The 26621-nt window shown below is 65.6% G+C and carries 27 protein-coding genes; 12 read left to right on the forward strand and 15 right to left on the reverse strand.

The window, feature by feature from the left end:
• Nucleotides 1-7: 7 nt before the first annotated feature.
• The gene (locus tag ACWYRN_RS11520) at nt 8-463 is read right to left on the reverse strand and encodes a cache domain-containing protein (RefSeq protein ID WP_488692544.1); all 456 of its coding nucleotides are present in this window, start codon (nt 461-463) and stop codon (nt 8-10) included.
• Between the two features lie 300 nt (nt 464-763).
• Between ACWYRN_RS11520 and ACWYRN_RS11525 the strand changes: the two genes are divergently transcribed.
• The 3 genes from ACWYRN_RS11525 to ACWYRN_RS11535 all read left to right on the forward strand — a co-directional run bounded on the left by ACWYRN_RS11525 (nt 764) and on the right by ACWYRN_RS11535 (nt 4872).
• On the forward strand, nt 764-2170 hold the full coding sequence (locus ACWYRN_RS11525; RefSeq protein WP_488692545.1) for a KamA family radical SAM protein: 1407 nt from the start codon (nt 764-766) through the stop codon (nt 2168-2170).
• An 11-nt stretch (nt 2171-2181) separates the two neighbouring features.
• The gene (locus tag ACWYRN_RS11530; RefSeq protein WP_488692546.1) at nt 2182-3465 is read left to right on the forward strand and encodes an MFS transporter; all 1284 of its coding nucleotides are present in this window, start codon (nt 2182-2184) and stop codon (nt 3463-3465) included.
• 87 nt (nt 3466-3552) lie between these two features.
• The gene (locus tag ACWYRN_RS11535) at nt 3553-4872 is read left to right on the forward strand and encodes a PQQ-dependent sugar dehydrogenase (protein WP_488692547.1); all 1320 of its coding nucleotides are present in this window, start codon (nt 3553-3555) and stop codon (nt 4870-4872) included.
• Nucleotides 4873-5093: 221 nt separating this feature from the next.
• On the opposite strand, the gene ACWYRN_RS11540 is transcribed toward ACWYRN_RS11535, so the two are convergent.
• Genes ACWYRN_RS11540 through ACWYRN_RS11555 form a run of 4 tightly spaced genes read right to left on the reverse strand, consistent with a single transcriptional unit; the run spans nt 5094 to nt 9338 of the window.
• A complete protein-coding gene (locus ACWYRN_RS11540; RefSeq protein WP_488692548.1) occupies nt 5094-5426 on the reverse strand; it encodes a hypothetical protein in 333 nt (110 codons plus the stop codon).
• A gap of 2 nt (nt 5427-5428) precedes the next feature.
• Nucleotides 5429-7951, reverse strand: a complete 2523-nt coding sequence (gene ctaD / locus ACWYRN_RS11545) for a cytochrome c oxidase subunit I (RefSeq protein WP_488692549.1) — start codon at nt 7949-7951, stop codon at nt 5429-5431.
• A complete protein-coding gene (coxB, locus tag ACWYRN_RS11550; protein ID WP_488692550.1) occupies nt 7948-8928 on the reverse strand; it encodes a cytochrome c oxidase subunit II in 981 nt (326 codons plus the stop codon). Before coxB ends, ctaD begins: the two co-directional genes overlap by 4 nt.
• 8 nt (nt 8929-8936) lie before the next feature.
• Entirely contained in the window at nt 8937-9338 is a 402-nt protein-coding gene (locus ACWYRN_RS11555; protein ID WP_488692551.1) for a c-type cytochrome, read from the reverse strand.
• 97 nt (nt 9339-9435) lie between these two features.
• Between ACWYRN_RS11555 and ACWYRN_RS11560 the strand changes: the two genes are divergently transcribed.
• The 3 genes from ACWYRN_RS11560 (at nt 9436) to ACWYRN_RS11570 (ending at nt 11294) form a co-directional block, all read left to right on the forward strand.
• Nucleotides 9436-10017, forward strand: coding sequence for a c-type cytochrome (locus ACWYRN_RS11560; RefSeq protein ID WP_488692552.1), 582 nt, complete (start codon nt 9436-9438; stop codon nt 10015-10017).
• Nucleotides 10014-10379, forward strand: coding sequence for a c-type cytochrome (locus ACWYRN_RS11565; protein ID WP_229437412.1), 366 nt, complete (start codon nt 10014-10016; stop codon nt 10377-10379). The genes ACWYRN_RS11560 and ACWYRN_RS11565 overlap by 4 nt, the downstream gene beginning before the upstream one ends.
• 66 nt (nt 10380-10445) lie before the next feature.
• A complete protein-coding gene (locus tag ACWYRN_RS11570; protein ID WP_229437411.1) occupies nt 10446-11294 on the forward strand; it encodes a fumarylacetoacetate hydrolase family protein in 849 nt (282 codons plus the stop codon).
• Nucleotides 11295-11559: 265 nt separating this feature from the next.
• On the opposite strand, the gene ACWYRN_RS11575 is transcribed toward ACWYRN_RS11570, so the two are convergent.
• Nucleotides 11560-12885 carry an aspartate aminotransferase family protein gene (locus ACWYRN_RS11575; RefSeq protein WP_488692553.1) on the reverse strand — a complete coding sequence of 442 codons (1326 nt, stop codon included), beginning with the start codon at nt 12883-12885 and terminating at the stop codon, nt 11560-11562.
• A gap of 121 nt (nt 12886-13006) precedes the next feature.
• Here ACWYRN_RS11575 and ACWYRN_RS11580 point away from each other — a divergent pair, with 121 nt between their 5' ends.
• The 4 genes from ACWYRN_RS11580 (at nt 13007) to ACWYRN_RS11595 (ending at nt 16088) form a co-directional block, all read left to right on the forward strand.
• Nucleotides 13007-13561 (forward strand): carboxymuconolactone decarboxylase family protein, encoded by a 555-nt coding sequence (locus ACWYRN_RS11580; protein WP_488692554.1) that lies wholly within the window; start codon nt 13007-13009, stop codon nt 13559-13561.
• A gap of 147 nt (nt 13562-13708) precedes the next feature.
• On the forward strand, nt 13709-14281 hold the full coding sequence (locus ACWYRN_RS11585) for a transcriptional regulator (RefSeq protein WP_488692555.1): 573 nt from the start codon (nt 13709-13711) through the stop codon (nt 14279-14281).
• A complete protein-coding gene (locus ACWYRN_RS11590; protein WP_488692556.1) occupies nt 14278-15345 on the forward strand; it encodes a sensor histidine kinase in 1068 nt (355 codons plus the stop codon). Before ACWYRN_RS11585 ends, ACWYRN_RS11590 begins: the two co-directional genes overlap by 4 nt.
• Nucleotides 15342-16088, forward strand: a complete 747-nt coding sequence (locus tag ACWYRN_RS11595; protein ID WP_488692557.1) for a LytR/AlgR family response regulator transcription factor — start codon at nt 15342-15344, stop codon at nt 16086-16088. The genes ACWYRN_RS11590 and ACWYRN_RS11595 overlap by 4 nt, the downstream gene beginning before the upstream one ends.
• A gap of 197 nt (nt 16089-16285) precedes the next feature.
• Here the strand turns inward: ACWYRN_RS11595 and ACWYRN_RS11600 are convergent, their stop codons facing one another.
• The 4 genes from ACWYRN_RS11600 to yjgA are packed head-to-tail and all read right to left on the reverse strand — an operon-like array spanning nt 16286 to nt 18447.
• On the reverse strand, nt 16286-16483 hold the full coding sequence (locus tag ACWYRN_RS11600) for a hypothetical protein (protein WP_210735995.1): 198 nt from the start codon (nt 16481-16483) through the stop codon (nt 16286-16288).
• A 51-nt stretch (nt 16484-16534) separates the two neighbouring features.
• On the reverse strand, nt 16535-17203 hold the full coding sequence (locus tag ACWYRN_RS11605; RefSeq protein WP_229437405.1) for an alpha/beta hydrolase: 669 nt from the start codon (nt 17201-17203) through the stop codon (nt 16535-16537).
• A 28-nt stretch (nt 17204-17231) separates the two neighbouring features.
• On the reverse strand, nt 17232-17876 hold the full coding sequence (mog, locus tag ACWYRN_RS11610; protein ID WP_488692558.1) for a molybdopterin adenylyltransferase: 645 nt from the start codon (nt 17874-17876) through the stop codon (nt 17232-17234).
• A complete protein-coding gene (gene yjgA / locus ACWYRN_RS11615) occupies nt 17851-18447 on the reverse strand; it encodes a ribosome biogenesis factor YjgA (protein ID WP_488692559.1) in 597 nt (198 codons plus the stop codon). The genes mog and yjgA overlap by 26 nt, the downstream gene beginning before the upstream one ends.
• Before the next feature lie 93 nt (nt 18448-18540).
• Here yjgA and pmbA point away from each other — a divergent pair, with 93 nt between their 5' ends.
• A complete protein-coding gene (pmbA, locus tag ACWYRN_RS11620) occupies nt 18541-19893 on the forward strand; it encodes a metalloprotease PmbA (RefSeq protein ID WP_488692560.1) in 1353 nt (450 codons plus the stop codon).
• Nucleotides 19894-19904: 11 nt separating this feature from the next.
• Nucleotides 19905-20144, forward strand: a complete 240-nt coding sequence (locus ACWYRN_RS11625; RefSeq protein ID WP_488692561.1) for a hypothetical protein — start codon at nt 19905-19907, stop codon at nt 20142-20144.
• A gap of 307 nt (nt 20145-20451) precedes the next feature.
• On the opposite strand, the gene ACWYRN_RS11630 is transcribed toward ACWYRN_RS11625, so the two are convergent.
• The 5 genes from ACWYRN_RS11630 to ACWYRN_RS11650 all read right to left on the reverse strand — a co-directional run bounded on the left by ACWYRN_RS11630 (nt 20452) and on the right by ACWYRN_RS11650 (nt 26594).
• Complete coding sequence (locus ACWYRN_RS11630; RefSeq protein ID WP_488692562.1) at nt 20452-21501, reverse strand: IS110 family RNA-guided transposase; 1050 nt, start codon at nt 21499-21501, stop codon at nt 20452-20454.
• Nucleotides 21464-22614 (reverse strand): IS3 family transposase gene (locus ACWYRN_RS11635; protein WP_488690169.1). Its coding sequence is split into 2 segments (ribosomal slippage): nt 21464-22374 and nt 22374-22614, totalling 1152 coding nucleotides; the frame shifts between segments, so codons are not numbered across the junction. The genes ACWYRN_RS11630 and ACWYRN_RS11635 overlap by 38 nt, the downstream gene beginning before the upstream one ends.
• Before the next feature lie 404 nt (nt 22615-23018).
• Nucleotides 23019-24740, reverse strand: coding sequence for a response regulator (locus tag ACWYRN_RS11640; protein ID WP_488692563.1), 1722 nt, complete (start codon nt 24738-24740; stop codon nt 23019-23021).
• Entirely contained in the window at nt 24727-26235 is a 1509-nt protein-coding gene (locus ACWYRN_RS11645; RefSeq protein ID WP_488692564.1) for an ATPase domain-containing protein, read from the reverse strand. Before ACWYRN_RS11645 ends, ACWYRN_RS11640 begins: the two co-directional genes overlap by 14 nt.
• Before the next feature lie 128 nt (nt 26236-26363).
• Nucleotides 26364-26594, reverse strand: coding sequence for a hypothetical protein (locus ACWYRN_RS11650; protein WP_488692565.1), 231 nt, complete (start codon nt 26592-26594; stop codon nt 26364-26366).
• Nucleotides 26595-26621 lie beyond the last annotated feature (27 nt).

The following is a 26621-nucleotide window of genomic DNA, read 5'->3' on the forward strand; positions in this document are numbered from 1 at the left end:
CGTGCGCTTATTTCTTGTAGATGCCCGCTTCCAGCACGACGTCGTCGACGCGCAGGATGTAGGTGGTCTTCGGCTCGATCTTGCCGGAAGTCGGGTTCTTGTACTGGTAGTCGACCCAGCCCTTGCCCTTGGCGGCAGCCAGTTCGATGATCTCGCGGCGGTATTTCTTGCCGTTGGCATCGGGCACGTCGGTCAGGTCCTTGCCGACAATCGAGGGGTTGTACGGGTGGGCCAGCACGATGCCGGTCTTGATGTCGCGCATGTCGACATACAGTTCGCCCTGGACGAATTCCGGGTCCTTGGCGTTGATCTTCTTCATCATCTCGGCCTTGCCCTTGGCTTTCATCAGGGCGGCGCCGCGTTCGGCCATGGCGATGGCGTCTTTTTCGGTCGGTTCGTTGGCCAGCGCGCCGGAGCAGGCAAGACCGAGGCACAGGGCGGTAGCAGTGGCGAGCAGCTTCATGGTGCATGTCCTTTCAGAGTCGTACGATGGTAAAACTTTCTTAAGTGCATTAAGGAATGTACGCGGCACTTCTTATAGGCAATTTGCGAATGCGCAAAGGGTGAAGGCTGGTGTGGCGTCGCCGGCATTTGTCTTGCCGCATAGAATTGTTCTTTGGAGAAATGTTTGACTAGCTAAGTTGATTGTAGGCAATTCATGTTGCATGAGGGATTTCTAAGATGACGTTCCGCCGCCAACTTCTTTTCCAAGAATTGGCGGTCGTTCTTTCCTCCCTTCATCTTTCCTTTCCAGGAGCATGCCGTGAGCACCCTCGATTCGACGCCCGCCAAGTTCAAACCCTACACGCGCCAGACCATCGCCCTTGCGCGCCAGTGGCAATGGATGAGCCCCGACCTGCAGGAAGCGGTCCAGGTGGTCTCGCATGTGCTGCCGTTTCGCGTGAACGAATACGTGCTCGACCAGCTCATCGACTGGGACAGGATCCCCGACGATCCCATCTTCCGCCTGACCTTCCCGCACCGCGACATGCTGCCGGCCCGCGAGTACGAACGGCTGCGCGACCTGGTGCTCTATAAAAAGGACAACGAGGCCATCGCGAAACTGGTGCACCAGATCCGCATGCGCATGAACCCGCACCCGGCCGGCCAGATGACCCATAACGTGCCGCGCGTGAACGACGCGCCGCTGAAGGGACTGCAGCACAAGTACAAGGAAACGGTCCTGTTCTTCCCGAGCTCGGGCCAGACCTGCCACGCCTACTGCACCTTCTGCTTCCGCTGGCCGCAGTTCGTCGGCATGGACGAGATGAAGTTCGACGCGCGCGAGTGCACGGAACTGGTGTCCTACCTGGCGACCCACCCCGACGTGACCGACGTTCTGATCACCGGCGGCGACCCGATGATCATGAATACGCGTTCGCTGGCCGAATTCCTGGAGCCGCTGCTGGCGCCGGAGCTGGCCCACATCCAGAACATCCGCATCGGCACCAAGTCGGTGGCCTACTGGCCGCAGCGCTACGTGTCGGACAAGGACTCCGACGATTTGATGCGCCTGTTCGAGCGCGTGGTCAAGGCCGGCAAGAACCTGGCCATCATGGGCCACTACAACCACGCCGTGGAGCTGCGCCACCCGATCGCCCAGCAGGCCGTGAAACGCATCGTCGGCACCGGCGCCACGCTGCGCATGCAGGGCCCGCTGATCCGCCACATCAACGAAGACCCGAAGAGCTGGGCCGAGCTCTGGACCACCGGCGTGCGCCTGGGCGCCATCCCGTACTACATGTTCGTCGAGCGCGATACCGGGCCGAGCGACTACTTCGCGCTGCCGCTGGCACGCGCCCACGAGATCTTCCAGGCTGCCTACTCGATGGTCTCGGGCCTGTCGCGCACCGTGCGCGGGCCGTCGATGAGCGCCTTCCCGGGCAAGGTCGTGATCGACGGCGTGGTCACTATCAACGGCGAAAAGCTGTTCGCGCTGCAGTTCCTGCAGGCGCGTAATCCCGAGTGGGTGCGCAAGCCCTTCTTTGCCAAGTACGACCCGGACGCCACCTGGCTCGATCACCTGAAGCCGGCCTTTGGGCGGAAAAAATTCTTCTTCGAAGAGGAAGCAGGTGATATGGCGCATCCGCCGGCAGGGCGCGTGATCCCGATCGTGCAGGCGCGCAGCCACGACGGCCGCGCCAGCGACAGCCAGCCCAGCGCGGCATAAGCACCGCCGCCATGGAAGGCACCCAAAACCCGCCACGCCTGTCCGGCGTGGCGGTTTTTTTCACCGTGTTCCTGCCGTTCGCACTCGGGCACTACCTGTCCTCGATGCTGCGCAACGTGAACGCGGTGCTGGCGCCGGACCTGCTCAAGGCCATGGCGCTCACGCCCGGCCAGCTCGGCCTGCTCACCAGCGCATTCTTCTTCGCGTTCGCGCTGGTGCAGCTGCCGGTCGGGATCGCGCTCGACCGCTACGGCCCGCGCAAGGTGCAGCTGGCGCTGATGCTGTTCGCGGCCCTGGGCGCGCTGCTGTTCGCGTACGGCCAGAGCTTCGCCCAGCTGGTGCTGGCGCGCGCCATCCTCGGCTGCGGCCTGGGCGGCTGCTTCATGTCGGCGGTGAAGGCCTTGTCGACCTGGATCGCACCAGGCAAGCTGCCTTCGGTGCACGGCTACCTGATCGCGGTCGGCGGGCTCGGTGCGGCGTCCTCCACCATGCCGGTGCGCCTGGCGCTGGAATACACCGACTGGCGCGGGCTGTTCGTGGCGCTGGCGGCCCTGGTGGCCATCAGCGGCGCCGCGATCTGGCTGCTGGCGCCTGGCAGCAGCAAACCGGCGGGGGCGAAAGTGCCGGTGCTGCAATCGCTGCGCGAGGTCTACCGCACCCCCAGCTTTCGCAGCACGATCTCGCTGGTGCTGATTCCGCATGCGGTGTTCTTCGGCATCCAGGGACTGTGGATCGGGCGCTGGCTATCCGACGTGGCGCACTTCCCGGACGACGCGGTGGCCTACCTGCTGTACATGAGCATGGCGGCCGTGATCTTCGGGGCGATTGCGGTGGGCATGATCACAGAGTGGGCGGGCAAGCGCGGCGTGACGCCGATCGGGGTGGCTGGCATCGGTATCGCGCTGTTCGTGCTGGTGCAGGCCGCTTTTGTGGTGGGCTATGCGCCGAGCTTCCAGCTGCTGTCGGTGCTGTTCACGCTGGTGGGCACGATCACCGGCATCGAGTACGCCATCGTCGCCCAGAGCATGCCGCGCGAACTGACCGGGCGTGCCGCCACCTGCCTGAACCTCCTGATCTTCGTCGGGGCCTTCCTGGTGCAGGCCGGGTTCGGGCTGGTGGTGGGCTTGTGGACGCCGGACGCGGGTGGGCATTACCCGGCGCTGGCCTACCGGGTGGCGTTCGGCGTGCTGGTGCTGTTGCAGCTGCCGGGGCTGGTGGGCTGGCTGCGGCGTGGGCGGTCGGCATCGATGCCAGTCGCCGCGCCCGCGGTCGAGGAGGCGCATCGTCCGGCCTGAGGGCGAGGGCTTCGGTATCGGGCAGAGTGGTCGTGCCGATCTGGTTACAATCGGTCACTGCCACTTCGCCCGATACCGGAGACTCCCATGCGCCGTCCTTCGCCCGCCATCTTCGCCGCCGCCGCGCTGTCCGTGCTCGCCGGCTGCGGCGACAAGTCCACTTTGCCGGCCGGCGCCGGCATCGGCCCCGCGCCGCAGTTGCCGGCGCCGAAGCGCAGCCTGATCCCCACCGTCGACATCGCGCCCGCGAAGGGCTGGCCGGAAGGCGCCAAGCCGCAGGCGGCGCAGGGGCTGGAAGTGCAGGCCCTGGCGCGTGGCCTGGACCATCCGCGCTGGCTGTATGTGCTGCCGAACGGCGACGTGCTGGTGGCGGAATCGAACAAGCCGCAAACGCCTGAGACCAAACAGTCGGGCGTGCGCGCCTGGGTGATGGGCAAGGTCATGGCGAAAGCAGGGGCGGGCGTGCCGAGCGCCGACCGCATCACGCTGCTGCGCGATGTCGACGGCGACGGCGTGGCCGAGACCCGCAGCGTGTTCCTGAAGGGCCTGCATTCGCCTTTCGGCATGGCGCTGGTGGGTGATCAGCTGTTTGTTGCGAATGCCGACGCCATCGTGCGCTTCCCGTACAAGGAAGGCGCCACCGCCATTACCGAAGCCGGGCAACGCCTGGCGCCGCTGCCGGCCGGTCTGAACCACCACTGGACCAAGAACATCCTCGCCAGCCGCGACGGCAGCAAGCTGTACGCCACGGTGGGCTCGAACAGCAATGTCGGCGAGAACGGCCTGGAGAACGAGATCAACCGCGCCGCCATCCTGGAGGTGGACGTGAAGACCGGCGGCACGCGCCTGTTCGCCTCGGGCCTGCGCAACCCGAACGGCATGGCCTGGGAACCGCGAACCGGCACCCTGTGGACCGTGGTGAACGAGCGCGACGAGATCGGCAGCGACCTGGTGCCGGACTACCTGACCGCGGTAAAGGATGGCGGCTTCTACGGCTGGCCGTACAGCTATTACGGGCAGCACGTGGACGAACGCGTGAAGCCGCCGCGTCCGGAGCTGGTGGCGAAGGCCATCGTGCCCGATTACGCGCTCGGCGCCCACGTGGCGGCGCTGGGGCTGGCGTTTGCGGAAGGGGCGCAACTCGGACCGGCGTATGCCAGCGGCGCCTTCATCGGGCAGCACGGGTCGTGGAACCGCAAGCCGCTGTCGGGGTACAACGTGGTGTACGTGCCGTTCGCGGACGGCAAGCCGAACGGGATGCCGGTCGAGATATTGGGCGGGTTCGTGAACGGGGAGGGCGAGGCCTACGGGCGGCCGGTGGGTGTGGCGGTCGACAAGCGGGGCGCGCTGTTGGTGGCGGACGATGTGGGAAATGTGGTGTGGCGCGTGCGGTCGGCTGCCCGATAGCCTGCGGCTGTAACGGTACGGTGGGCACCCCGTGCCCACGCGGAAGCCGGCATGACGTTGGCTTCATTTTGGTCGAAGATGCCGGACCGTTGCAAACGCTTCCAAATGATCATTCGTGACGCAGGTAATGATCAACCCGTGCAGTCAAACACGGCCAACACCGTTCGCACATCCGCGTGGGCACAGCGTGCACACCGTACGGTTGAGGCCATGGGCTGCGCTTACTTGCAGCCCTCCACCAGCCACATCGGCACCGACGTCCAGATAATCCCCACGAACGACAACAGCGCCGACCCCGCCGCCGCCCAGTCCAGCAGCGGCGTACGCTCGTCCGCCCGGCGCAAGGTTCCGCGCCACTTCCATACCAGCCACCCGCACACCGCCAGCGCCGCGACGGTGAACAGCGCCAGCGGCCAGCGCTGCGGATACCCCGGCTCATACCCCAGCGGACTGCACTGCGCCGCCACGAACACATAGCAGGCTGCGAAGTGCGCCGCCCACACCAGCAGCGGCAGGGTCCCGCGCATCAGCTTCCTGAAAAATCGTTCGCGCATCGTCAATCCATCAGCATGGGCACGCCATGCACCACCACCGCCGCCACGATCCCCTGCAGCACGGTGTAGTACACGATCAGCGCCGTGTTATCGAGCGTGGCGCGGTGGTGTTCGCCGATGCGCCCGCACCAGCCGCGCACCGCCAGGTAGAGGCCGACCAGCACGGTCAGCACCACGTGCAGGCCCTGGTAGGTCAGCATCGCCGCAATGGTTGCGCTCCAGGCCAGGCGGCGCGGCGCCAGGCCGGCCAGCTGGTAACCGTAGAAGTCGGCGCCAAAGGCGGCAATCACGCAGGCCACGGCCGCCAGCGCCAGCCAGGGCAGGCGCCGCTTGCCGACGGCGCGCGTGGCCGCGTACATCAGGCCTGCCGCACCCAGCAGCAGGCCGCTCGACAGCATCTGCCACATCGGCTCCGGCAAGCCGGCCGTCGGCGGCGGGCAGACGATCAGCCGCATCGAGATGTGGATGTAGGCGAACACCAGCGAAGCGAAGATGATGGCGTCGACGATCAGCATGATGATCGTCGCCCACCAGGAATGCGAGTTCTTGCCGCGCGCGCCGACCGGCAGCACCAGGTCGTCCGACACGTGCGCTTCCTTCACCGGCGGCTTGGCGTCGGATTCCCACAGCCAGGCCATGGTGCAGCCGATGGCCACCAGGCCGCAGGTCCAGGCCAGCCAGGTCGCCTTCACCGTCAGCAGCAGGAAGAAGCCGGCGGTGCCGGCGGCGGCGATCAGCGGCAGCCAGCTGTCGCCGGGCAGGATCATCAGGTAAGTGGGGCGCGCGCCGATCGGGCTGGTGGCGATGGTCTCGCGCTTGCCGGTGACGGTGCCGGGCAGGTAGTGCTGGCCCGCTTCCACCTGTTCCGACAAACCCGGCTGTTCCCACAGCGGATCGACCGACGTGATGAGCGGGATGCTGCGCGTGGCATAGTCTTCCGACGGCAGCCATTCCAGCGTCGAGGCGTTCCACGGATTGCCCGGCGCTTTCGACGGGCGGCGCTGGGTGCGGACCAGGTCCACCGCGAACACGACCACGCCCAGCGCGAACACGAAGGCGCCAACCGTGGACACCATGTTCAGCACCTGCCACTCCATCTCGGCCGGATAGGTGTACACGCGGCGCGGCATGCCCAGGAGGCCGGTGATGTGCATCGGGAAGAAGGCGAGATTGAAGCCGCCGAACATCAGCCAGAAGGCCCAGCGCGCCACGCGCTCGGACAGGCACTGGCCCTTGATCAGCGGTATCCAGTAGTACAGGCCGGCGAACACCGGGAACACCATCCCGCCGATCAGCACATAGTGGAAGTGGGCGACGATGAAATAGGTGTCGTGCACCTGCCAGTCGAAGGGCAGCAGCGCCACCATCACGCCGGTCAGGCCGCCGAGCACGAAAATGAACATGAAGCCGCCCAGGAACAGGGCCGGCGCGTTCATCGTCACCTTGCCCTTCCACAGCGTCGCGATCCAGGCGAACACCTGGATCGCCGTGGGAATCGCCACCGCCATGCTGGCCGCCGAAACAAAACTCATCGTCATGATGCCCAGGCCCGCAGTGAACATGTGGTGGGCCCAGAGCGCAAAGCTGAAGAAACACACCACCACCAGGGCCACGATGATCGCGCGGCGGCCGACCAGGGCGGTGCCGGCAATCGTCGGGATCATGGTCGAGACCATGCCGGCCGCCGGCAGGAAGATGATGTAGACCTCGGGGTGGCCGAAGAACCAGAACAAATGCTGCCACAGCACCGGGTCGCCGCCGCGCGTGGCGTCGAAGAAGGGCCATTCGAAGGCGCGTTCCATCTCCAGCAGGGCGGTGCCGGCGATCACCGCCGGGAAGGCGAACACGATCATGATGCCGACCACCAGCATGGCCCAGGCATACACCGGCATGCGCGAGAGGGTCATGCCCGGCGCGCGTGTGAACAGGATGCCGACGATCAGTTCGATGGCGCCGGCAATCGCGGAAATCTCGATGAAGCCGATCCCGAGCAGCCAGAAGTCGGCGTTCAGTCCCGGCGAATACTGCTTGCCCGTGAGCGGCGGGTACATGAACCAGCCGCCGTCCGGCGCCAGGCCGACGAACAGGGTGCAGAAGAAGGCCAGGCCGCCGATCGCATACGCCCAGTAGGCATAGGCCGACAGGCGCGGGAAGGGCAGGTCGCGTGCGCCCAGCATGTTCGGCAGCAGGTACACCGCCAGCGCCTCGACGATGGGAATCGCGAACAGGAACATCATCACGCTGCCGTGCATGGTGAAGACCTGGTTGTAGGTCGAGGGCGAAAGCAGGTCGTTGTCGGGCACGGCCAGCTGGGCGCGCATCAGCAGGCCCAGCACGCCGGCCAGCAGGAAGAACAGCAGGGCGGTGCCGATGTAGAGCAGGCCGATGTTGGTGTTGTTGACGCTGGTGAGGAAGCGCAGGCCGCTCGGCGTGACCCAGGTCTTTTCCAGGCGCGGGAATTCCTGGGCCGGCCGCGGCAAGGAGCTGGGGAGCGATGCGGGTGAGCGTGCTGCGGTATCGGTCATTTCAGGTGTTCCAGGTAGGCCGCGAGGGCGTGCAGGGTTTCGCCATCGAGGTCGGCGGCAGCCGGCATGCGCGCGCCGGGCTTGATCGCCTGCGGGTCGGCCACCCAGCCGGCCAGGGTGCCGCGGTGGTTGCGCAGGGTGCCGGCGGCGATGTGCAGGCGGCTGCCGATATGGGTGAGGTCGGGGCCCAGGAGGGCATTTTCAGCGAGGGCCTCCACGCCGCCGGTGTCGCCGATGCCGCGCACCGTGTGGCAGGCCTGGCAGCGCTGCTGCAGGAAGGCGGCGCGGCCGCGTTCGAGCAGCTGTTCGTTCGGGGTGCCGGCGGTCGATGCGGCCGGCTGCGCTTCCTTTGCCAGCCAGCGGTCGAACTCGTCCTGCGGCATCGCCACCACGTGCAGGGCCATGCGTGCATGCTGCTCGCCGCAGTATTCGGCGCACTGGCCGCGGTAGACGCCGGGCTTGTCGGCGCGCAGGGTCAGGCCGGTCACGCGGCCCGGGACGGTATCCATCTTGCCGTTCAGGGCCGGAATCCACAGGCTGTGGATTACGTCGCTCGACGTCAGGCCGATGTAGACCGGGCGCCCGACCGGGATGCGGATTTCGTTGGCGCTGGCGATCTGGCGCCCGCTGGCCGGGTCGTGGTAACGCACTTCCCACCACCACATCTTGGCAGTGACGCCAACCGTGATGGCGCCTTTCGAGGTCTGCGGCGTGAGCTCGGCGCTGCGCCAGGTGCTCCACACCAGCAGGATGCTCAGCACCACCACCGGGAAGGCGAAGCCGGCGCCGACGATCCAGCGCCGCGCATTGACCGGCTCGGGACGGCGGCGCACGGCCAGCACCAGCAGGGCCATCACGCCGATGAAGATGAGGGCGCCGCCGCCGAACAGTACCCAGGCGAAGTCGGCGATGATGGAGGCGTCGGGCCCTGCCGGGTGCAGGACCGATTGCGCGGTCGCGATGGATTCGACAGGCATCGGCGCGCTCATTCCAGCGAGTACAGGTAGGCCGCCATGTGGCGCGCTTCCTCGGGGGAGACGCCCACGTCCGGCATCAGGGTGCCGGGTTTCATGGCTTGGGGATTATCGAGCCAGCGGATCAGGTTGTCGGGGACGTTCGGGATGCCGCCGGCGATGTAGCTCTTGCGTCCAAAGGCGTCCAGTGGCGGGCCGGCATTGCCGTGCGCGCCGGGCACTTCCGGTATCTGGTGGCAGGCCGCGCACTGGTATTGCGCGATCAGGTGCTGGCCCTGTTTCGGGTCGCCGCCGGCGACGGACGGCGCGGCCGCCTCGTCCTTGCCGCAGCCGGCCAGCGCGCCTGCACACACCAGCGCACCGAGCAGCCTGGGCCAACATCGGGAGGTCGGGAAATGAGAGAGAAGGAGCATGCGCACAATTCGAAATAACGAAAAACCGGGGTCTCTTTATAATACAAGAATAGCAATATCTTATTTTCAACTGTGTGCGCCCCTTGAAACGGAACCGATGTCGTCGAACCGCCAACGCCTGATCCTGAAAACCATCGCCGCCACGCTTGCCGTTACCGGGCTTGCCGCCGCTGCCATCGGCGGGATCGTGCTGCGCGCCGGCTGGTACGACATCACCGCCATCAGTTCGCACTGGCAGCCGGTGTACACGGTGCTGGAAACCGGCATGCATTACTCGGTGCGCCATTACGCGCGCGACGTCGAGGTGCCCAAGCTCGGCGACCCGCAGCAGGTCAAGCGCGGCGCGGCCCTGTATGCCGCCAACTGCGCCCAGTGCCACGGCGGCCCCGGCTTTGCCCAGTCGCCGATCGGGCAAAGCATGCAGCCGGTGCCCGGCCCGCTGATCGACGCCGGCAAGCGCTGGGGCCAGCGCGAGCTGTACTGGATCACGCGCAAGGGCATCAAGATGAGCGGCATGCCCGCCTGGGAATATCACATGAGCGAAGCCGATACCTGGGCGGTGGTCGCCTTCATGGGCGTGCTGCCCACACTGTCGGCGCGCGAGTATGGCGCCGTCACGAACACCCAGGTGAACACGGCCACGCCGGTCGCTGCACCGATGGCGGAGGATGCGCCATGAGCCGCCTCCTTCTCCCGACCTTGCTGCTGGCGCTGCTGGCCGGCTGCGGCAAACCGAACGAAGCGCCGGCTGGCTTGCAGGGCGACCCCGAGCGCGGCCGCGTCGCGCTGGCCCAGCATGCCTGCCGCGCCTGCCACATGATCCCTGGCGTGACCGGTTCCGAGGTCTACGTCGGCCGCACGCTCGACGACCTGGGCGACCGCCAGTACATCGGCGGCAATCTGCCGAACACCCAGGCCAACCTGGTGCGCTGGATCCGCGAACCGCAGACCATCGACCCCGGCACCGCGATGCCGGCCATGGGCGTGAGCGAGCGCGAAGCCCTCGACATGAGCGCCTACCTGCTGACTCTCAAGAAGTAAGCTTGGTATCATGCGTTCCTTGTCCGGCGCCACGGTGGCACCGGACGCACGACACAGGATAAGACGATGAGATTGGTGCGCTATGGCCGCCCTGGCAAGGAAAAACCGGGTTTGTTCGACGAAGAAGGGCGCCTGCGCGACCTGTCCGGCGTGATCGAGGACATCGATGCCGCCGTATTGAACGACAAGGCGCTGCGCAAGCTGGCCAAGGTCGACTGGAAGACGCTGCCGCTGGTACGCGGCAATCCGCGCCTGGGCGTGCCGGTGGCGCGCGTCGGCAAGTTCATCGGCGTGGGCATGAACTATGCCGACCACGCGGCCGAAACCGGCGCCGCGGTGCCGGCCGAACCGGTGTTCTTCACAAAGGCCACCAGCTGCCTGAACGGCCCGGACGACCCGATCCAGCTGCCGAAGGGCTCGAAGAAGACCGACTGGGAAGTCGAGCTGGGCGTCATCATCGGCACGCGCGCGCAGTACGTGAGCGAGGAAGAGGCGCTGAAGTTCGTGGCCGGTTATTGCGTGGTGAACGACGTCACCGAGCGCGCCTACCAGTTCGAGATGGGTTCGCAGTGGGATAAAGGTAAAGGCTGCGACACCTTCGGGCCGGTCGGTCCCTTCCTGGTCACGCGCGATGAGATTTTTGACGTGCAGGACCTGGACCTCTACCTGGAAGTGAACGGCAAGCGCATGCAGACCGGGAATACGTCGACCATGGTGTTCACGGTGGCGCAGCTGGTGAGCTACATCTCGCGCTTCATGACGCTGGAGCCGGGCGACATCATCACCACCGGCACGCCGCCGGGCGTGGGAATGGGGCGTAAGCCGCAGCGCTTCCTTAAAAAAGGCGATACGCTGCGCCTGGGGATTGCGGGGCTGGGTGAGCAGCAGGCGGAAGTGGTGGCGTTTCCGAAGTAAAGCGAAGCTTGGTATGCCGCTGGCGATGACCCGCGGCGCTGACCGTACGGTGGGGCTGTTGAGCCCGGGGGGCTCAACAGCGAAGTGTCCACGCGGAACGACGCGCTAACGAGACGCCCTTATTGGCGTTGGCCGATGATCATGTGATCCGCGTCGAAGAGAGCAGCCGCGACGCATGCATTCGCGTGGGCACTTCGCTTTTGAGGCCCCCGGCCTCAAAAGCCCCACCGTACGGTTTCTGCCAACACCATTTCAAACATCTGCGCTACGCCACCAACGCCGCATCCAGCGCTTCTGCCAAGCGCGCCACGATCTCCGATAGATCCGACGCACTGACAATAAACGGCGGCGCCAGCAAGATGTGATCCCCCCGCTGCCCATCGATGGTCCCGCCCATCGGATACACCATCAGCCCGCGCGCCATCGCCTCGTTCTTGATCGCCGCGTGCAGCCGCCGCTGCGGCGCAAACGGCTCCTTGCTCATACGGTCGCGCACCAGCTCGATCCCGACAAACAGCCCGCGCCCGCGGATATCCCCCACGTGCGGATGCTGCCCGAACACATCCCCCAGCATGCGCTTGAGGGTGGCCCCGCGCCGCTGCACCTGCTGCAGCAAGCCGTCGCGCTCGATCACTTCCTGCACCGCCAGCGCCGCCGCCGCCGCCACCGGATGCCCGATGTAGGTGTGTCCATGCAAAAAGCTGCCGCTGCCGCGCCGCAGCCGCTCGACGATCGCCCCCTGCGCCAGTACCGCACCGATCGGCTGGTAACCCGCCCCCAGCCCCTTGGCCACCGCAATGATGTCCGGCGCCACCCCATCCTGCTCGATGGCGAACATGGTCCCGGTACGCCCCATCCCGCACATCACCTCGTCGGCAATGAACAGGATGCCGTGCCGGTCGCAGATCTCGCGCACACCGCGGAAGTAGCCCGGCGTCGGCGGGATCGCGCCACCCGTCGCGCCGACCACCGGCTCGGCGACAAAGGCGATCACCTTGTCCGGCCCCGCCTTCATGATCGCCGTTTCCAGTTCGTCGAGCAGGCCCGCGGTGTAGTCGTCGAGGCTCTGGTGCGCGCCGCGGTCGCGGTATTCGTAGCAGGGCGCCACGCGCGGCACGTCCATCAAGAGCGGCGCGAAAGGCTTGCGGCGCCATTCGTTGCCGCCCACGGCCAGCGCGCCAAGCGTATTGCCGTGGTAGCTCTGGCGGCGTGCGATGAACACGCTGCGCTGGGGCTCTCCGCTTTCCACGAAATACTGGCGCGCCAGCTTTAGCGCCGTTTCCATCGCCTCCGAACCGCCCGAGACCAGGTAGACCGCGTCGATCCCGGCCGGCGCCTTCGACACCAGCTTGGCCGCCAGTTCCTCGGCCACCTCGGTGGTGAAGAAGGCGGTGTGGGCATAGGCGCAGGCGTCGATCTGGCGGTGCATGGCGGCGATCACGTGCGGGTGGGCGTGGCCGAGCGAGGACACGGCGGCGCCGCCGCTGGCGTCGATGTAGGTCTTGCCGCTGCTGTCGCGCACGGTGACGCCGCTTGCTGCCACGGCGACCGGCGGGGTCTGGCGCAGGCTGCGGTGGATGATATGGCTCATGGCTACCCCCTTCGAGGAAAGATTGACGTTTGACAATAAGCGCCGTACCAACGGTTTCCTTTGATCTTTGCGGGAAGCTGTGCGAATATTTTTCTCAATAGACATTTTTGCTACGCCTGCCATGAGCGACCGCCTGCGCCCGATTCCGCCCGACCAGCTGACCGAAGCCCAGCGCCGCGCCGCCCAGGCCGTGATCGAGGGGCCGCGCGGCGCCCTCTACGGCCCCTTCGTGCCCCTGCTGCGCAGCCCCGAACTGCTGGAAAACGCCCAGCGCATGGGCGAATACCTGCGCTACCGCAGCGCCATCGGCGTGCGCCTGTCGGAGCTGGCGATCCTGGTCACGGCGCGCCAGTGGAACCAGCAGGTGGAGTGGGCGATCCATGCGCCGATCGCGGCCCAGGTGGGCATTCCGCCGGACGTGATCAATGCGATTGCGCACCGCCGCCGGCCGGAGGGCATGCTGGTCGACGAATCGGTGGTGCACGACTTCTGCCTCGAGCTGCAGCAGAACAAGGGCGTCTCGGACCACACCTATGGCGAGGCGCTGGCGCTGTTCGGCGAGCAGGGCGTGGTCGATTTGATGGGCCTGACCGGCTACTACACCTTCCTGGCGATGGTGATGAACACCGCGCAGACCGAGGTGCCGGTGTCGAGCGCGGCAGCCTTGCCCGACTGACGCGATGACCGCAACCGCAGTGCGTTCGTCCGCATCGGCACGCGTTCGTCGCCACGGCGGCGCGCTCGTCGCAGCGTGCCCACGCACGGGGCCGGCGGCAGCAGACTGTGGCCATGACATCCCGTCATGCCACCGGAGACCTTCACCATGAAACCGCATTATGTGCTGCTGGCCGCACTGGCCACTTCGTCCCTGCTTGCGATCGCGGGGCCGCCCGAGAAGCTGCCTGCCGCCTGGACCGTGAGCGGGCCGTCGCCGCAGAAATTCAGCAGCGGCGTTGAAACCAGCGACGTCGGCGGCGTCCGCGGCGCCAAGTTCCTGCGCAATAAATCCGAGGATGCGCAGACCTGGGGCGCGCTGACCCAGCAGATATCGGCCCAGCGCTACCTCGGCCAGCGTTTGCAGTTCAAGGCGCGCATCAAGACGGCGGACATCGGCAACTACGCCGGACTGTGGATGCGTGTCGACACGCCAGCCAGGCATGGCGCCGCTTTCTACAACAGCGTCGACAAGCCGATCCGTGGCAGTACCGACTGGCAGGAGCGCACCGTCACCCTGGATGTGCCGGCCGACGCCAGCATCGTCTCCTTTGGCGTGATCGGCTCCGGCAAGGGCCAGGTGTGGATCGATGCGCTGACGCTGGAGTCGGTCGGGCGCGATGTGCCGGTCGACCGCATGAGCGGGCGGCAGCGGCCCTTGCCCGACAAGCCGACGCTGTGACGGGCGCCGGCCACATCGCCGGCGCTGAGCCGGTTTATGCGGTCCATGCCGCCCTGGCGCGCGTGTACGGCGCGACGCCAGGCCAGCGCCTGCTGAGCGCGGCCTGCGCCGCGGCCTGCTTCGCGCTGGCCTGGGCGCTCGGCCGGCAGGCCTGGATCGCCCTGTTCGGCGCGCTGCTGGCGCCGATCGTGCTGGGCGCCGGCGGCATGACCGGCGTGGCGGCACTGCTGCGCGCACGCCTGCACTGGGCCGGCGCCTGGCTGGCCCTGGGCATCCTGCTGGCGCTGGGCGCCGGCCTCGGACTGCTGTTCTACCGCTACTGGAACGCGGTGGCCGGCCTGCCCGCCGGCACCGGGCGCCAGGTGCTGGCCTCCAGCTTCGGGGTGGCGGCGCTGGTGCTCGGCCTGCCGCTGTGGCGGGCCCAGATCCAGTTCCGCGCCCAGCAACTGGCGCGCCTGCAGCAGGCGGCGCTGGCGGCCGAGCTGAAAACCCTGCAGGCCCAGATCGAACCGCACTTCCTGTACAACACGCTGTCGAGCACGCGCTACCTGACGCGCCACGATCCCGACAAGGCGGGGCAAATGCTCGAGCACCTGATCGGCTACCTGCACAGCGCCTTGCCCGACATGCGCGCCGAGACCTCAACCCTGGGCCGCGAAGCCGGCCTGGTGCGCCACTACCTGGCCGTGATCGCCCTGCGCCATGGCGAGCGCCTGCAGGTGGCCATCGAGGTGCCGGACGCGCTGGCATCCGCCGCGCTGCCGCCGCTGATGCTGATGACGCTGGCCGAGAACGCGGTGAAGCACGGCCTGGAGCGCCAGCCCGGCGCGGTGCGGATCGGCTTGCGCGCCGCGGCACAGGGCGCGGACCTGTGCGTCACCGTCTGCGACGATGGTCCCGGCATCGGCAAGGCCGTGTTCGGGAGCGGCGTCGGCCTGCGCAACCTGCGCGAACGCCTGGCGGCGCTGTACGGCAAGCGCGCACGCTTCGAGCTGCTGCGCCTGGACAGCGGCGTCACCGAGGCGCGCCTGGTCCTGCCCCTGCAGATGGCGGCGCCAGCGTGAACCGCCCGCGCATCCTGATCGCCGACGACGAGCCGCTGCTGCGCGCCGAGCTGCGCGAGATGCTGGCCGCGCTGTGGCCGCAGGCCGAGGTGGTGGGGGAGGCGGTGGACGGCATCGACGCCGTGCGCCTGGGGCGCGAACTGTCGCCCGACGCCGTCTTTCTCGACGTGCGCATGCCGGGCCTGGACGGCATCGAGCTGGCCCACGTGTTCGGCGGGCGCAGCCACGTGGTGTTCGTGACCGCCCACCACGAGCATGCGGTGGCGGCTTTTGACGAAGGGGCGGTCGATTACGTGCTGAAGCCGGTCTCGCACGAACGGCTGGCGCGTGCGGTCGAGCGCCTGAAGGGGAGGTTGCGGATGCCGCCGCCGAGTCTGCGGCAGGTGGCGGGGCAGGTGCTGGAGCCGCCGCGCCCGGCCCAGCCTGCGTGGCTGCAGGCATCAAGTGGCCAGACCATCCATTTCATCGACCTGGCCGACGTCGTGTATTTCTGCTCGGACGCCAAGTACACGCGCGTGGTGACCGATACGCTCGAAGCGCATATCCGGCTGTCGCTGAAGGAATTGGCGGAGTCGCTCGACGGAGACGCGTTCTGGCAGATCCACCGCGGGTATGTGGTGGCGCTCAAGCGCATCGCGTCGGCGCATCGGGCCGAGGATGGGGCCTTGTGGCTGCACCTGCGCGGGCATGGCGCCCGGCTGCCGGTGAGCCAGCGCTTCCAGCATTTGTTCAAGGGGATGTAACCCGATGCGATAACGATGGGGTTGTAGGGTGGGCACTTGTGCCCACGCGGTCGTACCTCCACAAACCACCTTCGGTCACGCGGAGCTCGGCATGCTCGCGGACCGGGTCTTCGGTGAAGCAATTTGTATGCAACCGCCGTACCGCGTGGGCTCGAGAGCCCACCCTACAAACGCCACATCGCGCCGCAGGTAACTTCTCAGGCCAGTGCTTCTTTCGCTGCTTCTTCAGGCGTCAAACCATCATAGAACAGGTCCGTAAACCACTCGACCTGTTCCTCGATATGCTCCTGCGCCTGCTTCTGCGTCGCCCCGCCGGCCACGAGGAAACCTTCCACCTCGATGCACCAGTTGATCAAGGCCAGCGTTTCTTCGTCCAGCTCTTCTTTCTTTGCCATTTCCAGGCCTCCAAATGAAAACGGGAGCCAAGGCTCCCGGTAATTAAGGCCTTACGCCAATACTTTTTTCAGCCAGGCCGAGATGTCCTGGACTTCCTCGAAACACAGCGAGTGCTGCATCGCGTATTCGTGCCACTCGACCTGGTAGCCGAGTCCCTTCACGACGTCGCGCGACTGCTCGGCGCGGATGAAGGGCACCACGTGGTCCTGGCGGCCGTGCGCCATGAACACCGGGGTGTCGATGCTTTGTTCGCTGCGCTCGTGCGCGACCTTGTCGGCCAGTGGCAGGTAGCCCGACAAACACAGCATGCCGGCCAGCTTTTCCGGGTGGCGCATGCCGGTCTGCAGGGTCATCGCGCAGCCTTGCGAGAAGCCGGCCAGGATGATCTTCGAGGCCGGGATGCCGCGCGCCTTTTCGCGTGCGATCAGCGCTTCCACGTCGCGCTGCGAATCGCGCAGGCCGGTTTCGTCTTCACGGCGCGTGAGTTCGGCGCCAGTGATGTCGTACCAGGCGCGCATCACGTAGCCGCCGTTCACGGTCACCGGAATCGTCTTCGCATGCGGGAAGACGAAGCGGATGCCGGGCAGGCCCTTCAGGTCGAGTTCGCGCACCAGCGGCACGAAGTCGTTGCCGTCGGCGCCCAGGCCGTGCAGCCAGATGATTGCGGCCGTCGGGTTCGGCGCGGTCTCGATTTCGATGTTTTGCAGCAGGTCGCTCATGCGGGTCTCAGGTTAAGCAGAGTCAGGGTTAAGCGGAAGCAGGGCGCTGGGCGTTCTTCGGACGCCAGGCCTTCGTGATGGCCGGATCGGTTTCCATGTACGGGCCGCCGATCAGGTCGATGCAGTACGGGACGGCGGCAAAGATGCCGTTCACGAGCACCTTGCCGTCGGCGTCCTTCAGGCCTTCCAGGGTTTCCTTGATGGCCTTCGGCTGGCCCGGCAAGTTCATGATCAGGGCGGCGTGATCGTCAGTCTCGCGGATCACGGCCACCTGGCGCGACAAAATCGCGGTCGGTACAAAGGCCAGGCTGACCTGGCGCATCTGCTCGCCGAAGCCCGGCATGTCCTTGGTGCCGACGGCCAGCGTGGCCTCGGGCGTGACGTCGCGCCGCGCAGGACCGGTGCCGCCGGTAGTCAGCACCAGGTGGCAGCGCTGCACGTCGACCAGCTCGGCCAGGGTCTGCTCGATCTGCGCGCGCTCGTCGGGAATCAGGCGCGTCTCGACGCGAAACGGCGTGGTGAGGGCGGCAGCCAGCCAGTCCTGCAGCGCCGGGATGCCCTTGTCCTCGTAGACGCCGCCACTGGCGCGGTCGGAGACCGACACCAGGCCAATGATCAGCTCATTCGCCAACTCATTCGCCAACTCCTTACTCGTCTGCTGGCTCGTCGTCATCGGTTTCCTCGTCGCTGGCGGCTTTCTTATCCTGCTTGGACAGGTCCTTCAGGATCTGGAACAGTTCGCGGTAGGCCTTCGGCGGCTTGCTCTCGGCCTGTTCCTTGCGCGCGTTGCGGATCAGCGTGCGCAGGTGCTGCACGTCGAGCTGCGGGTGCTCGGTCAGCAGGTCGGTCAGGGCCTTGTCGTCGGTCAGCAGCTTTTCGCGGCGGCGTTCGAGCGCGTGCAGGGCGGCGGTTTCGGCCTTGGAGGCGCCTTTCCAGCTGTCGATGGTGCGCTGGATGACGGCCACTTCCTCTTCCGACAGGGTGCGCATCATCTTGCCGACGTATTGCAGCTGGCGGCGGCGCCCTTCGTGGTTGGTGATGGTCTGGCACATCAGGATCGCGTCCTTCACCTCGTCGGGCATCGGCACGCGCTTGACGCGGTCGCGCGGCTCGGCCACGAGCTGGGCTCCGAGCTTTTGCAGCTCGTCCATCTGGCGCTTGAGTTCGGACTTGGAAGGACGTTCGTATTCTTGCTCGAACTCGCTGGACTGGAAGCCAACGGCGCCGCGGTTTGCATTAGGCATGATATGGATGATTTGATTGGCGCTGGGCCGATCAGTGAAAACAGTAAACGGCTGCTATGATAACTGTTTTAGGGCTCGCTACATAAAACACACATGAACGACACCGTTTTTACCCACACCCAGGACCAGTTGCGGGAACTGGCGCAAAGCGTGCTCGCGTTTGCCCGCGAAGGCGGCGCCAGCGATGCCGCAGTGGAAATCAGCGAGGGTAGCGGACTGTCGGTGTCGGTGCGCCGCGGCAAGATCGAGACCATCGAGCAAAACCGCGACAAGGGCATCGGCGTCACGGTATACAAGGGCCAGCGCCGCGGCAACGCCAGCACCTCCGACTTCTCGGAAGCCTCGCTCAGGGCCACCGTGCAGGCAGCCTGGGACATCGCCCGCTTCACCGCCGAAGACGATGCCGCCGGCCTGCCCGACGCCGACATGCTGGAAATGAACCCGCGCGATCTGCGCCTGTGCTACCCGTGGCAGATCTCGACCGAGGAAGCCGTGGAACTGGCCCAGCGCTGCGAGAACGCGGCTTTCGAGGTCGACCCGCGCATCAGTAACAGCGAAGGCGCCAGCGTCTACGTGCAGCAGTCACATTTCGTGGCCGCCAACTCGCGCGGCTTCATCGGCGGCTACCCGTTCTCGCGCCATACCATGTCGGTGGCGCCGATCGCCGGCAAGGGCAACAAGATGCAGCGCGACGACTGGTACACCTCGGCGCGCGACCCGAAGAAGCTGGCCAGGCCGGAAGCCGTGGGCCGCTACGCCGCAGAGCGCGCGCTGGCACGCCTGAACGCGCGCAAGCTCGATACCCGCACCTGCCCGGTGCTGTTCGAGGCGCCGCTGGCCGCCGGTTTGCTGGGTGCTTTCGTTCAGGCGGTGTCGGGCGGCTCGCTGTACCGCAAGTCCACCTTCCTGCTCGATACGCTCGGCAAGCCGGTCTTCCCGGAGCACATCCAGATCGTCGAAGACCCGCACCTGATCGGCGAAGTCGGCTCCTCGCCGTTCGACGAAGAGGGCGTGCGCACGGTGCGCCGCGACGTGGTCAAGGATGGCGTGCTGCAGGGGTACTTCCTGTCCTCGTATTCGGCGCGTAAACTCGGCATGCAGACCACGGGCAATGCCGGCGGCTCGCACAACCTGTCGATCACCTCGGATAACACCAAGCGTGGCGACAGCTTCGAGGGCATGCTGCGCAAGATGGGCACCGGTCTGCTGGTGACGGAACTGATGGGGCAGGGCGTGAACTACGTGACCGGCGACTATTCGCGCGGCGCCTCGGGCTACTGGGTCGAGAACGGCGTGATCCAGTATCCGGTGGAAGAGATCACGATTGCCGGCAACATGCGCGAGATGTTCCAGCAGATCGTCGGCGTCGGCAACGACGTGCTGGCGCGCGGGAACAAGTCGACCGGGTCGATCCTGATCGAGAAGATGGTCGTGGCGGGTAGCTAAGGGAGGTTCAGATGAGCAAATTCGTCCGTATCGACAAGGAAAACAACCCGAAGAAGGCGCAGCTGCTGAACCTCGACCTGGTGGCATCGGTCGAGCTGGCGCCGCAGTCCGACCTGCTCAGCTCCGCCGACGAAAAGCGCGTGTATGCCAGCTGCCTGGCGCATGACAAGACGGTGATTGCGACAGTTCACTTCGATTCGATCGAAGATGCGCATGCGTGGGTGGAGAAGAATCTCGGCGTGCAGCTGTAATCGCGTTGGATTACCCCCCGGACGAGCGGCAGACCGTATCTATGGACTCCACCCGTTTTGCAAGAAGAAGATTGAATTTTTGCCTTTAGGTAGAGTTGCGTGTATCTATTCGGCCTGTTTGATGAGCGCTCTTCGTGCTCTGGCCCTGATGTGATACGCGCGTCAGGATCCTTATACGGTGCCGGCCTTAAAGGCCCATACGGTCAACGGATTCACCTGACGCCGGTCCGACCTGTTGGCATCATTCGTTCTTCGTCATCGCAAACTTGGCAGTGTTACTCCCTTAATCGGTTACTAGCTGTGGTCTTCAGGCCGGTCTGGTCGTGCTGTTCGACCAGACCGGAACATAGCTTCGGCCATGGGCCAATATCGCCCAGATTACCCTGGCCATTTTGTTAGCCAGCCCTACAGCGGCAACGTTGAAGTTTCTTCGTTGAGCAAGGTTGCTGGCCCAACGCAGCTGGCTATCAGGTTTGTTTCCTGCACAGCGCAAGGCACTTCGCGCGCCATGAATCAAGAGTGTGCGCAAATGGCTGTCGCCTTTTCCCGTGATACCGTACAAGCGCTGCTTGCCTCCACTACTATGCTCTCGTGGCACGAGCCCGAGATTGGCCGCGAAATCGCGGCCACTTCGGAAGTGGTGTGGGTCAGCCACACTGGCCATGACTGCTGTTGCAGTCAGTGGCCCTACGCCTGGCACTTCCATCAGCTTTTGGGCCACCTCGGTCTTGGCAGCCTGATTCAGCTTTCGCTCGTACGCCAAAATCCTTTGCTCTTTATCGTCGAGCTGCTCCTTGAGTTCCCGGAATGTCGCCAGTGCCAGGCCAGAGAGGCCGTTATCAGGATCGGCCAGCCAAGCCAGCAGCCCAACCTTGAACTTTGCGACACCGGCAGCAAACACCCGGCCATACTCTCCAGCAAAAGCACGAATACGATTGATCATCGCTATGCGCTCGCTCATCAAGGCGCTACGCGCCCGGTGCAGCATCTGCAAATCTTGCTGTGCTGGCGTGTTGATCGGCACATACTTGGTCGAACTCCTGGAGCGGGCCTCGGCAATGGCAGCAGCATCATTGGTATCGTTCTTGTTGCCAGTGACAAATGCTCGCGTATGCTGCGCAGCGATCAGCTTGACGTCGTGCCCCAGTGCTGCCAGCTCCCTTGCCCAGTAGTGCGAACCGGCGCATGCTTCGATACCTATCGCCATCGGCTGCAACTTCCTGAACGTCGGCAGTACCTCGTCACGCTTCATCTTGTGCTTGAAAACAGCCTTGCCGTTACGATCCAAACCTACCGCGACATGAATCGCCACGAGTTTTCTAGACACTCGCGAGCCGTTGGAAATACTGCTTTTCATATTCAACCGGCGACAAGTCATTGCTGAAGCTGTGCCGGCGCTTCGGATTGTAAAACATCTCGATGTAATCGAAGACATCCTGCTTTGCTTCTTCCCGAGTGCCGTAGATCTTGCGCCTGATTCGCTCCCGTTTCAGGAGCTGGAAGAAGCTCTCGGCCACGGCGTTGTCATGGCAGTTTCCGCGCCGGCTCATGCTCTGCTGCAGGTTGTGCTCATCCAAGAAGTCGCGCCAGTCGTAGCTGCTAAATTGGCTACCCTGATCCGAGTGCACCATCACCGCATTCTTGGGCTGCCGACGCCAGACGGCCATCAAGAGCGCATTCATCGCCAGTTCGCGATCGATGCGTGAACTCATCGACCAGCCAACAACCTGGCGCGAGAACAGATCAAGCACCACGGCCAAATACAGCCAGCCCTCATAGGTGCGGATGTAGGTGATGTCCGTGACCCAGACGCGATTGGGTTCCTGCACATCGAACTGGCGCTGCAGATGATTGGGCGCTACCAGCGATGGCGCGCCGCCTCGTTTGTACTTGCGCTTGGCGTAACCGGTTTGGGAACGAATCCCAGCGGACCTCATGAGGCGGTGGACACGATTGACACCGCATTGTTCACCGAGTTCGCGCAGATCGTCGCTGACCTTGCGGTAGCCGTACACGCTGCCGCTTTCCAGCCATGACTCCTTGATCGGGACGAGTAGACGCTTGTCTTCCCTGGTGCGCTTGCTTTCAGGATTCAGCCGCCAGGCATAGAAGCCGCTCGGATGCACCTCAAGCACTTTGCACAGCCGGCGCACCGGGAACTGGTCCTGTAACTGAGCAATTAAGGTGTACCTTACCCGGACGTCTTGGCAAAGTACACCGCGGCCTTTTTCAATATGTCACGCTCCTCCGTGACGCGCTTGAGCTCGGCCTTCAGGCGCCGCATCTCGTCAGACTGGGCATCGACAGCCTTGCGCTCCGCCTCGGGCACGCCATAGCGCTTCGTCCAGGCGTACAAGCTATGGATGCTTACCCCAAGCCGCGACGCCACTTCGGTCGCCGGGTAACCACCCTGCGACACCTGCTTGACCGCAGCAATCTTGAATTCCTCTGTGTACCGCTTACCGCTCATATCTTCTCCTTGTGCCCGATATTATGGCTCAGGAGTGTCTACGATAGTCGTGGCGATTCAACAAACACTTCTTTCGCGATATCCAAGCCAGCTACTTTTGCGTTAGCATTCACAGTGACTCCCCCTCTTGGTCTTTCAGCTCGTCAGCCCATCTGGCGCGCTTGGCACAATGATGCCGTTGTCAGGAGGGTGGAGTCCATCACATTACGGTGGGCACTCCGTGCCCACGCGGATGCTGGCATCGCGGCTGCTCTCTTTGATGCGTACCATGTGATCAACGGCTAACGGTGACACGAGCGTATCGTTAGCGCGACGTTCCGCGTGGGCACTTCGGTTAAGAGGCCCCCGGCCTCTTAACCCCCACCGTACGGGAAGCGTCAACGATAGAAATCGCCGCGGACGAGCTAGTTCCGCTTGCTCAGCGCCCGCTCCACACTCGCCGCCAGCTCCGCCAGCTGGAACGGCTTGTTCAGCACCATGTCTTCCCCCACCACCTCCTCGATCAGCCGCATGTCGGCATAGCCGGTGGCGATCATCATCGGCAGCTTCGGATACATGCCGCGCGCCTGCCGTACCAATTCGGCCCCGGTCATCCCCGGCATCAGGTAATCGGTAATCAGGAGATCGGGCCTGGAGCGCTGCAGTTCGCCCAGGCCGGCCTCGCCATCGGCCGCCTGCGCCACCGTGTAGCCCAGCACCTCCAGCGATTCGACCACCGACTGGCGCACCCAGGCGTCGTCCTCGACCACCAGGATGCGCGCGCCGCGCTGGCGGGTGGCGGCCACCGAGGGACGGACCAGCGCCGGCAAGTCGGCCGCGCTGCCGGCCGAACGCAGCCAGATCTCCACCGTGGTGCCCACGCCCTGCTCGCTGAGGATGCGCGCCGCGCCGCCCGACTGCTGGGCCATGCCATACACCTGGCTCAGTCCCAGGCCGGTGCCCTTGCCCACGCCCTTGGTGGTGAAGAAGGGCTCGAACACGCGCGCGATGATCTCGGGTGGCATGCCTTCGCCGCTGTCGGCCACGGCGATGCACACATAGTCGCCGGCCGGCAGCAGGCCGGCGGGGGGCACGGCCGCGCCGGCATGAAAGCGCAATTCGCCGCCGCCAGGCATGGCGTCGCGCGCGTTGATCGCCAGGTTCAGGAGGGCCATCTCCATCTGGTTGGTATCGGCCATCACGGCCGCATCCGGATCGTCGAGCGCGAATTCGAGGCGCACGCTCGAACCCAGCGACGTGGCCACCAGCTCGCGCACGCCCTCGAACAGGGCGGCCAGGCCGAGCGGGCGCAGGTCCAGGCTCTGGTTGCGCGAGAACGCCAGCAATTGGCCGGTGAGCTTGCCGCCGCGCTGGCAGGCGCGGCGCGCCACCTCGGCGCGGTTGCGCACGAAATCGTCCTGCGACCGCAAGAGGATCAGGTCCATGCTGCCTTGCACCACGTTCAGCAAATTGTTGAAGTCGTGGGCGATGCCGCCGGTCAGGCGCCCGATCGCTTCCATCTTCTGGAACTGGACCAGCGCCTGCTGCACGCGCTCGCGCTCGATCACCTCGTTGGTCAGGCGGTCGTTGGCCTGGGCCAGGGCGCGCGTGCGTTCCTCGATGCGGGCCTCCAGGGTTTCGTTCAGGTCGAGCAGGTCGCTCTGGCTGCGGCGCAGGTTGGCGGCGGTGTACTCGCGGTCGGCCAGCACCGAGCGCGCCTGGTACTGGCGGCGCCGTGCGCGCAGGGCCGAGGCGGCGGCGCTGCGCAGGGTCTGCGTGTTCAAGGGGCGCTCCAGCACGATCACGTTGCCGAGTTCCGCAATGCGCGCGCGTTCGCTTTCCGGCGCCGGCGCGATCGCCTTGGCCAGCAGGACCACGAAGGGAAAATCCGACCACGGCGGCTGGGCGTCGAGCCAGCCGCGCAGGCGCCCGAGGTCGACGCCGGTCAGCGCTTCCTCGGCCAGGATGGCAGCGCCGGCGCCGGCCTCGATGCGCGCGGCCAGGGTGGCGATGTCGGGCACGGTGTCGCAGGCCATGCCGTCGACGTCGAGCACCGAGCACATGACCTGGGCGTCGCGTCCGCGCGGCGCCAGGAGCAGGATGCGCTCTTCGCTGTCGCGCACTTCGCTGTGATTAAGGGGCGGCATCGGGGACGTTGGCCATCATCGGCGTCACGCCGCGGTAGCTCGGCAGGCCTGTCAGCACGCCCTCGAAGCCTTCGAGCGGATCGCCGATGCGCACGCCTTCGTGGCTCAGCTGCAGCTCGTGGATGGTCAGCGCGTGGGTGGCGGTGCGGCTCTTGATGACGGTGAGGGCACGGCGCAGGCGGCCGTTGGCCTCGAAGAAGCGCATCAGCACCGTGGTGTCGGACAGGTAGCTCAGGTCGACGTCGGTGCGCACTTCGCCGATCAGGCCATGCTGGCCCAGCACCAGCACCGTGGTCAGGCCCTGCTGGTTCAGGTAGGACAGCAGTTCGTGCATCTGCAGCGTCAGGTACTGCTCGCCCGGCATCGCCTGCAGGTAGGCGTTCAGGCTGTCGATGACGATGAAGTTCACCGCATGCAGCTCGACCGCGTCGCGCAGCATCTGGGCGAACTCGCCCGGCGAGAGCTCGGCCGGGTCGATGTGGGCGATGCGCAGCTGGCCGCTGTCGACATACGGACGCAAATTCATGCCGAGCGAAGCGCTGCGCGCGAAGAAGGTGCCCAGGCCTTCGACGAACAGGTAGTAGGACGCCTTTTCGCCGCGTTCCAGCGCGGCCAGCAGGCAGCGCACCGAGAGGGTGGTCTTGCCGATGCCGGACGGGCCGACCATCAGGGTATTCGTGCCGCGCACCAGGCCGCCGCCGAGCAGCTGGTCGAAGCCGCTTGAGCCGCTGGAGCTGATCTTCGGTGCGAAGTCGCGGATATGTTCGGCCGCCACCAGGCGCGGGTACATGACGATGCCGCCGGTGTCGAGGTTGTAGTCGTGAAAGCCGCCACGGAAGCGGATGCCGCGCATCTTGACGATGTTGACGCGGCGGCGCTCCTTGCCGAATTCCTTGGCCATCTGCTCGAGGCTGATCACACCGTGGGCGATGCTGTGCAGGTGCTGGTCGGAGGCGCTGGATTTATCGTCGAGCAGCAGCACGGTGCAGTTACGGGCCGAGAAGAACTGCTTCAGCGCCAGGATCTGGCGCCGGTAGCGCAGCGGGTTCTGGGCCAGCAGGCGCATTTCCGACATGCTGTCGAAGACCACGCGTACCGGTTTCAACCCGTCGACTTCGTCCATCACCTTGCGCGTGGTTTCGCCGAGCTCCACTTCGGACGGGTGGAATACCGACTGCTGCGAATCGAGGTCGAGCGCTTCGTCGCCGGCCAGTTCGTGGATGGCCAGGGCGTCGAGCGACCAGCCGTGGCTGGCGGCCACCGCCTTCAGCTCGTCCGCGGTTTCCGACAGGGTGATGTACAGGCCGCTCTCGCCGCGTGCCACGCCGTCGAGCAGGAATTGCAGGCCCAGCGTGGTCTTGCCGGTGCCCGGCGTGCCTTCGACCAGGTAGACCCGTTGCGGGGTCAGGCCGCCGCCGAGAATATCGTCGAGGCCCGGGATGCCGGTGGACATACGCGGGGCGGTGGTCAAGGTGCTGGAGGATGCGGAATTCATGAAGCGGCCTATGCTATGACGGGAGGAAGGGCTGGGTGGTACGGCGGTCTTTCCAGCAAAGCATTATAGAGTGCTTTGCAAGCCGCATCCGGGGTCAAGCGTTGCCTAACGGCCACGCCTGATGACCATCAGCCTTCGATGCGGCTCAGGCGCTGGCCGAAGATGCCCCAGCGGGTCGGCGCGCCGTCGACGGTGGCGCACAAAGCCCAGCCGGTGCCGATCTTCTCGACGGTCACTTCGGTTTCGAGTTCCCTGGCTACTTTATCGGCCCAGCCCTGGGCGGCGCCGCGGCCCTTGAAGAGTTCCTGGCCTTCGTAGACCACGGTGGCATCGAAGACGGGAGCAGAAAATACGGACATAAGTGTTCGGTTCGGATGTGGTTGAAA

Source organism: Massilia sp. BAP21 (assembly GCF_057801335.1).

Excerpts from the sequence above, each read along its gene's own strand:
- ACWYRN_RS11585 (WP_488692555.1), top strand. The coding sequence starts at position 13,709 with ATGAAACCGCATTATGTGCTGCTGGCCGCACTGGCCACTTCGTCCCTG.
- coxB (WP_488692550.1), bottom strand. The coding sequence starts at position 8,928 with ATGCCTGTCGAATCCATCGCGACCGCGCAATCGGTCCTGCACCCGGCA.
- ACWYRN_RS11605 (WP_229437405.1), bottom strand. The coding sequence starts at position 17,203 with ATGAGCGACCTGCTGCAAAACATCGAAATCGAGACCGCGCCGAACCCG.
- ACWYRN_RS11625 (WP_488692561.1), top strand. The coding sequence starts at position 19,905 with ATGAGCAAATTCGTCCGTATCGACAAGGAAAACAACCCGAAGAAGGCG.
- ACWYRN_RS11530 (WP_488692546.1), top strand. The coding sequence starts at position 2,182 with ATGGAAGGCACCCAAAACCCGCCACGCCTGTCCGGCGTGGCGGTTTTT.
- ACWYRN_RS11630 (WP_488692562.1), bottom strand. The coding sequence starts at position 21,501 with ATGAAAAGCAGTATTTCCAACGGCTCGCGAGTGTCTAGAAAACTCGTG.
- ACWYRN_RS11540 (WP_488692548.1), bottom strand. The coding sequence starts at position 5,426 with ATGCGCGAACGATTTTTCAGGAAGCTGATGCGCGGGACCCTGCCGCTG.
- ACWYRN_RS11640 (WP_488692563.1), bottom strand. The coding sequence starts at position 24,740 with ATGCCGCCCCTTAATCACAGCGAAGTGCGCGACAGCGAAGAGCGCATC.
- ACWYRN_RS11580 (WP_488692554.1), top strand. The coding sequence starts at position 13,007 with ATGAGCGACCGCCTGCGCCCGATTCCGCCCGACCAGCTGACCGAAGCC.
- yjgA (WP_488692559.1), bottom strand. The coding sequence starts at position 18,447 with ATGCCTAATGCAAACCGCGGCGCCGTTGGCTTCCAGTCCAGCGAGTTC.
- ACWYRN_RS11520 (WP_488692544.1), bottom strand. The coding sequence starts at position 463 with ATGAAGCTGCTCGCCACTGCTACCGCCCTGTGCCTCGGTCTTGCCTGC.
- ctaD (WP_488692549.1), bottom strand. The coding sequence starts at position 7,951 with ATGACCGATACCGCAGCACGCTCACCCGCATCGCTCCCCAGCTCCTTG.
- ACWYRN_RS11555 (WP_488692551.1), bottom strand. The coding sequence starts at position 9,338 with ATGCTCCTTCTCTCTCATTTCCCGACCTCCCGATGTTGGCCCAGGCTG.
- ACWYRN_RS11565 (WP_229437412.1), top strand. The coding sequence starts at position 10,014 with ATGAGCCGCCTCCTTCTCCCGACCTTGCTGCTGGCGCTGCTGGCCGGC.
- ACWYRN_RS11560 (WP_488692552.1), top strand. The coding sequence starts at position 9,436 with ATGTCGTCGAACCGCCAACGCCTGATCCTGAAAACCATCGCCGCCACG.
- pmbA (WP_488692560.1), top strand. The coding sequence starts at position 18,541 with ATGAACGACACCGTTTTTACCCACACCCAGGACCAGTTGCGGGAACTG.
- ACWYRN_RS11600 (WP_210735995.1), bottom strand. The coding sequence starts at position 16,483 with ATGGCAAAGAAAGAAGAGCTGGACGAAGAAACGCTGGCCTTGATCAAC.
- ACWYRN_RS11535 (WP_488692547.1), top strand. The coding sequence starts at position 3,553 with ATGCGCCGTCCTTCGCCCGCCATCTTCGCCGCCGCCGCGCTGTCCGTG.
- ACWYRN_RS11650 (WP_488692565.1), bottom strand. The coding sequence starts at position 26,594 with ATGTCCGTATTTTCTGCTCCCGTCTTCGATGCCACCGTGGTCTACGAA.
- ACWYRN_RS11570 (WP_229437411.1), top strand. The coding sequence starts at position 10,446 with ATGAGATTGGTGCGCTATGGCCGCCCTGGCAAGGAAAAACCGGGTTTG.
- mog (WP_488692558.1), bottom strand. The coding sequence starts at position 17,876 with ATGACGACGAGCCAGCAGACGAGTAAGGAGTTGGCGAATGAGTTGGCG.
- ACWYRN_RS11645 (WP_488692564.1), bottom strand. The coding sequence starts at position 26,235 with ATGAATTCCGCATCCTCCAGCACCTTGACCACCGCCCCGCGTATGTCC.
- ACWYRN_RS11575 (WP_488692553.1), bottom strand. The coding sequence starts at position 12,885 with ATGAGCCATATCATCCACCGCAGCCTGCGCCAGACCCCGCCGGTCGCC.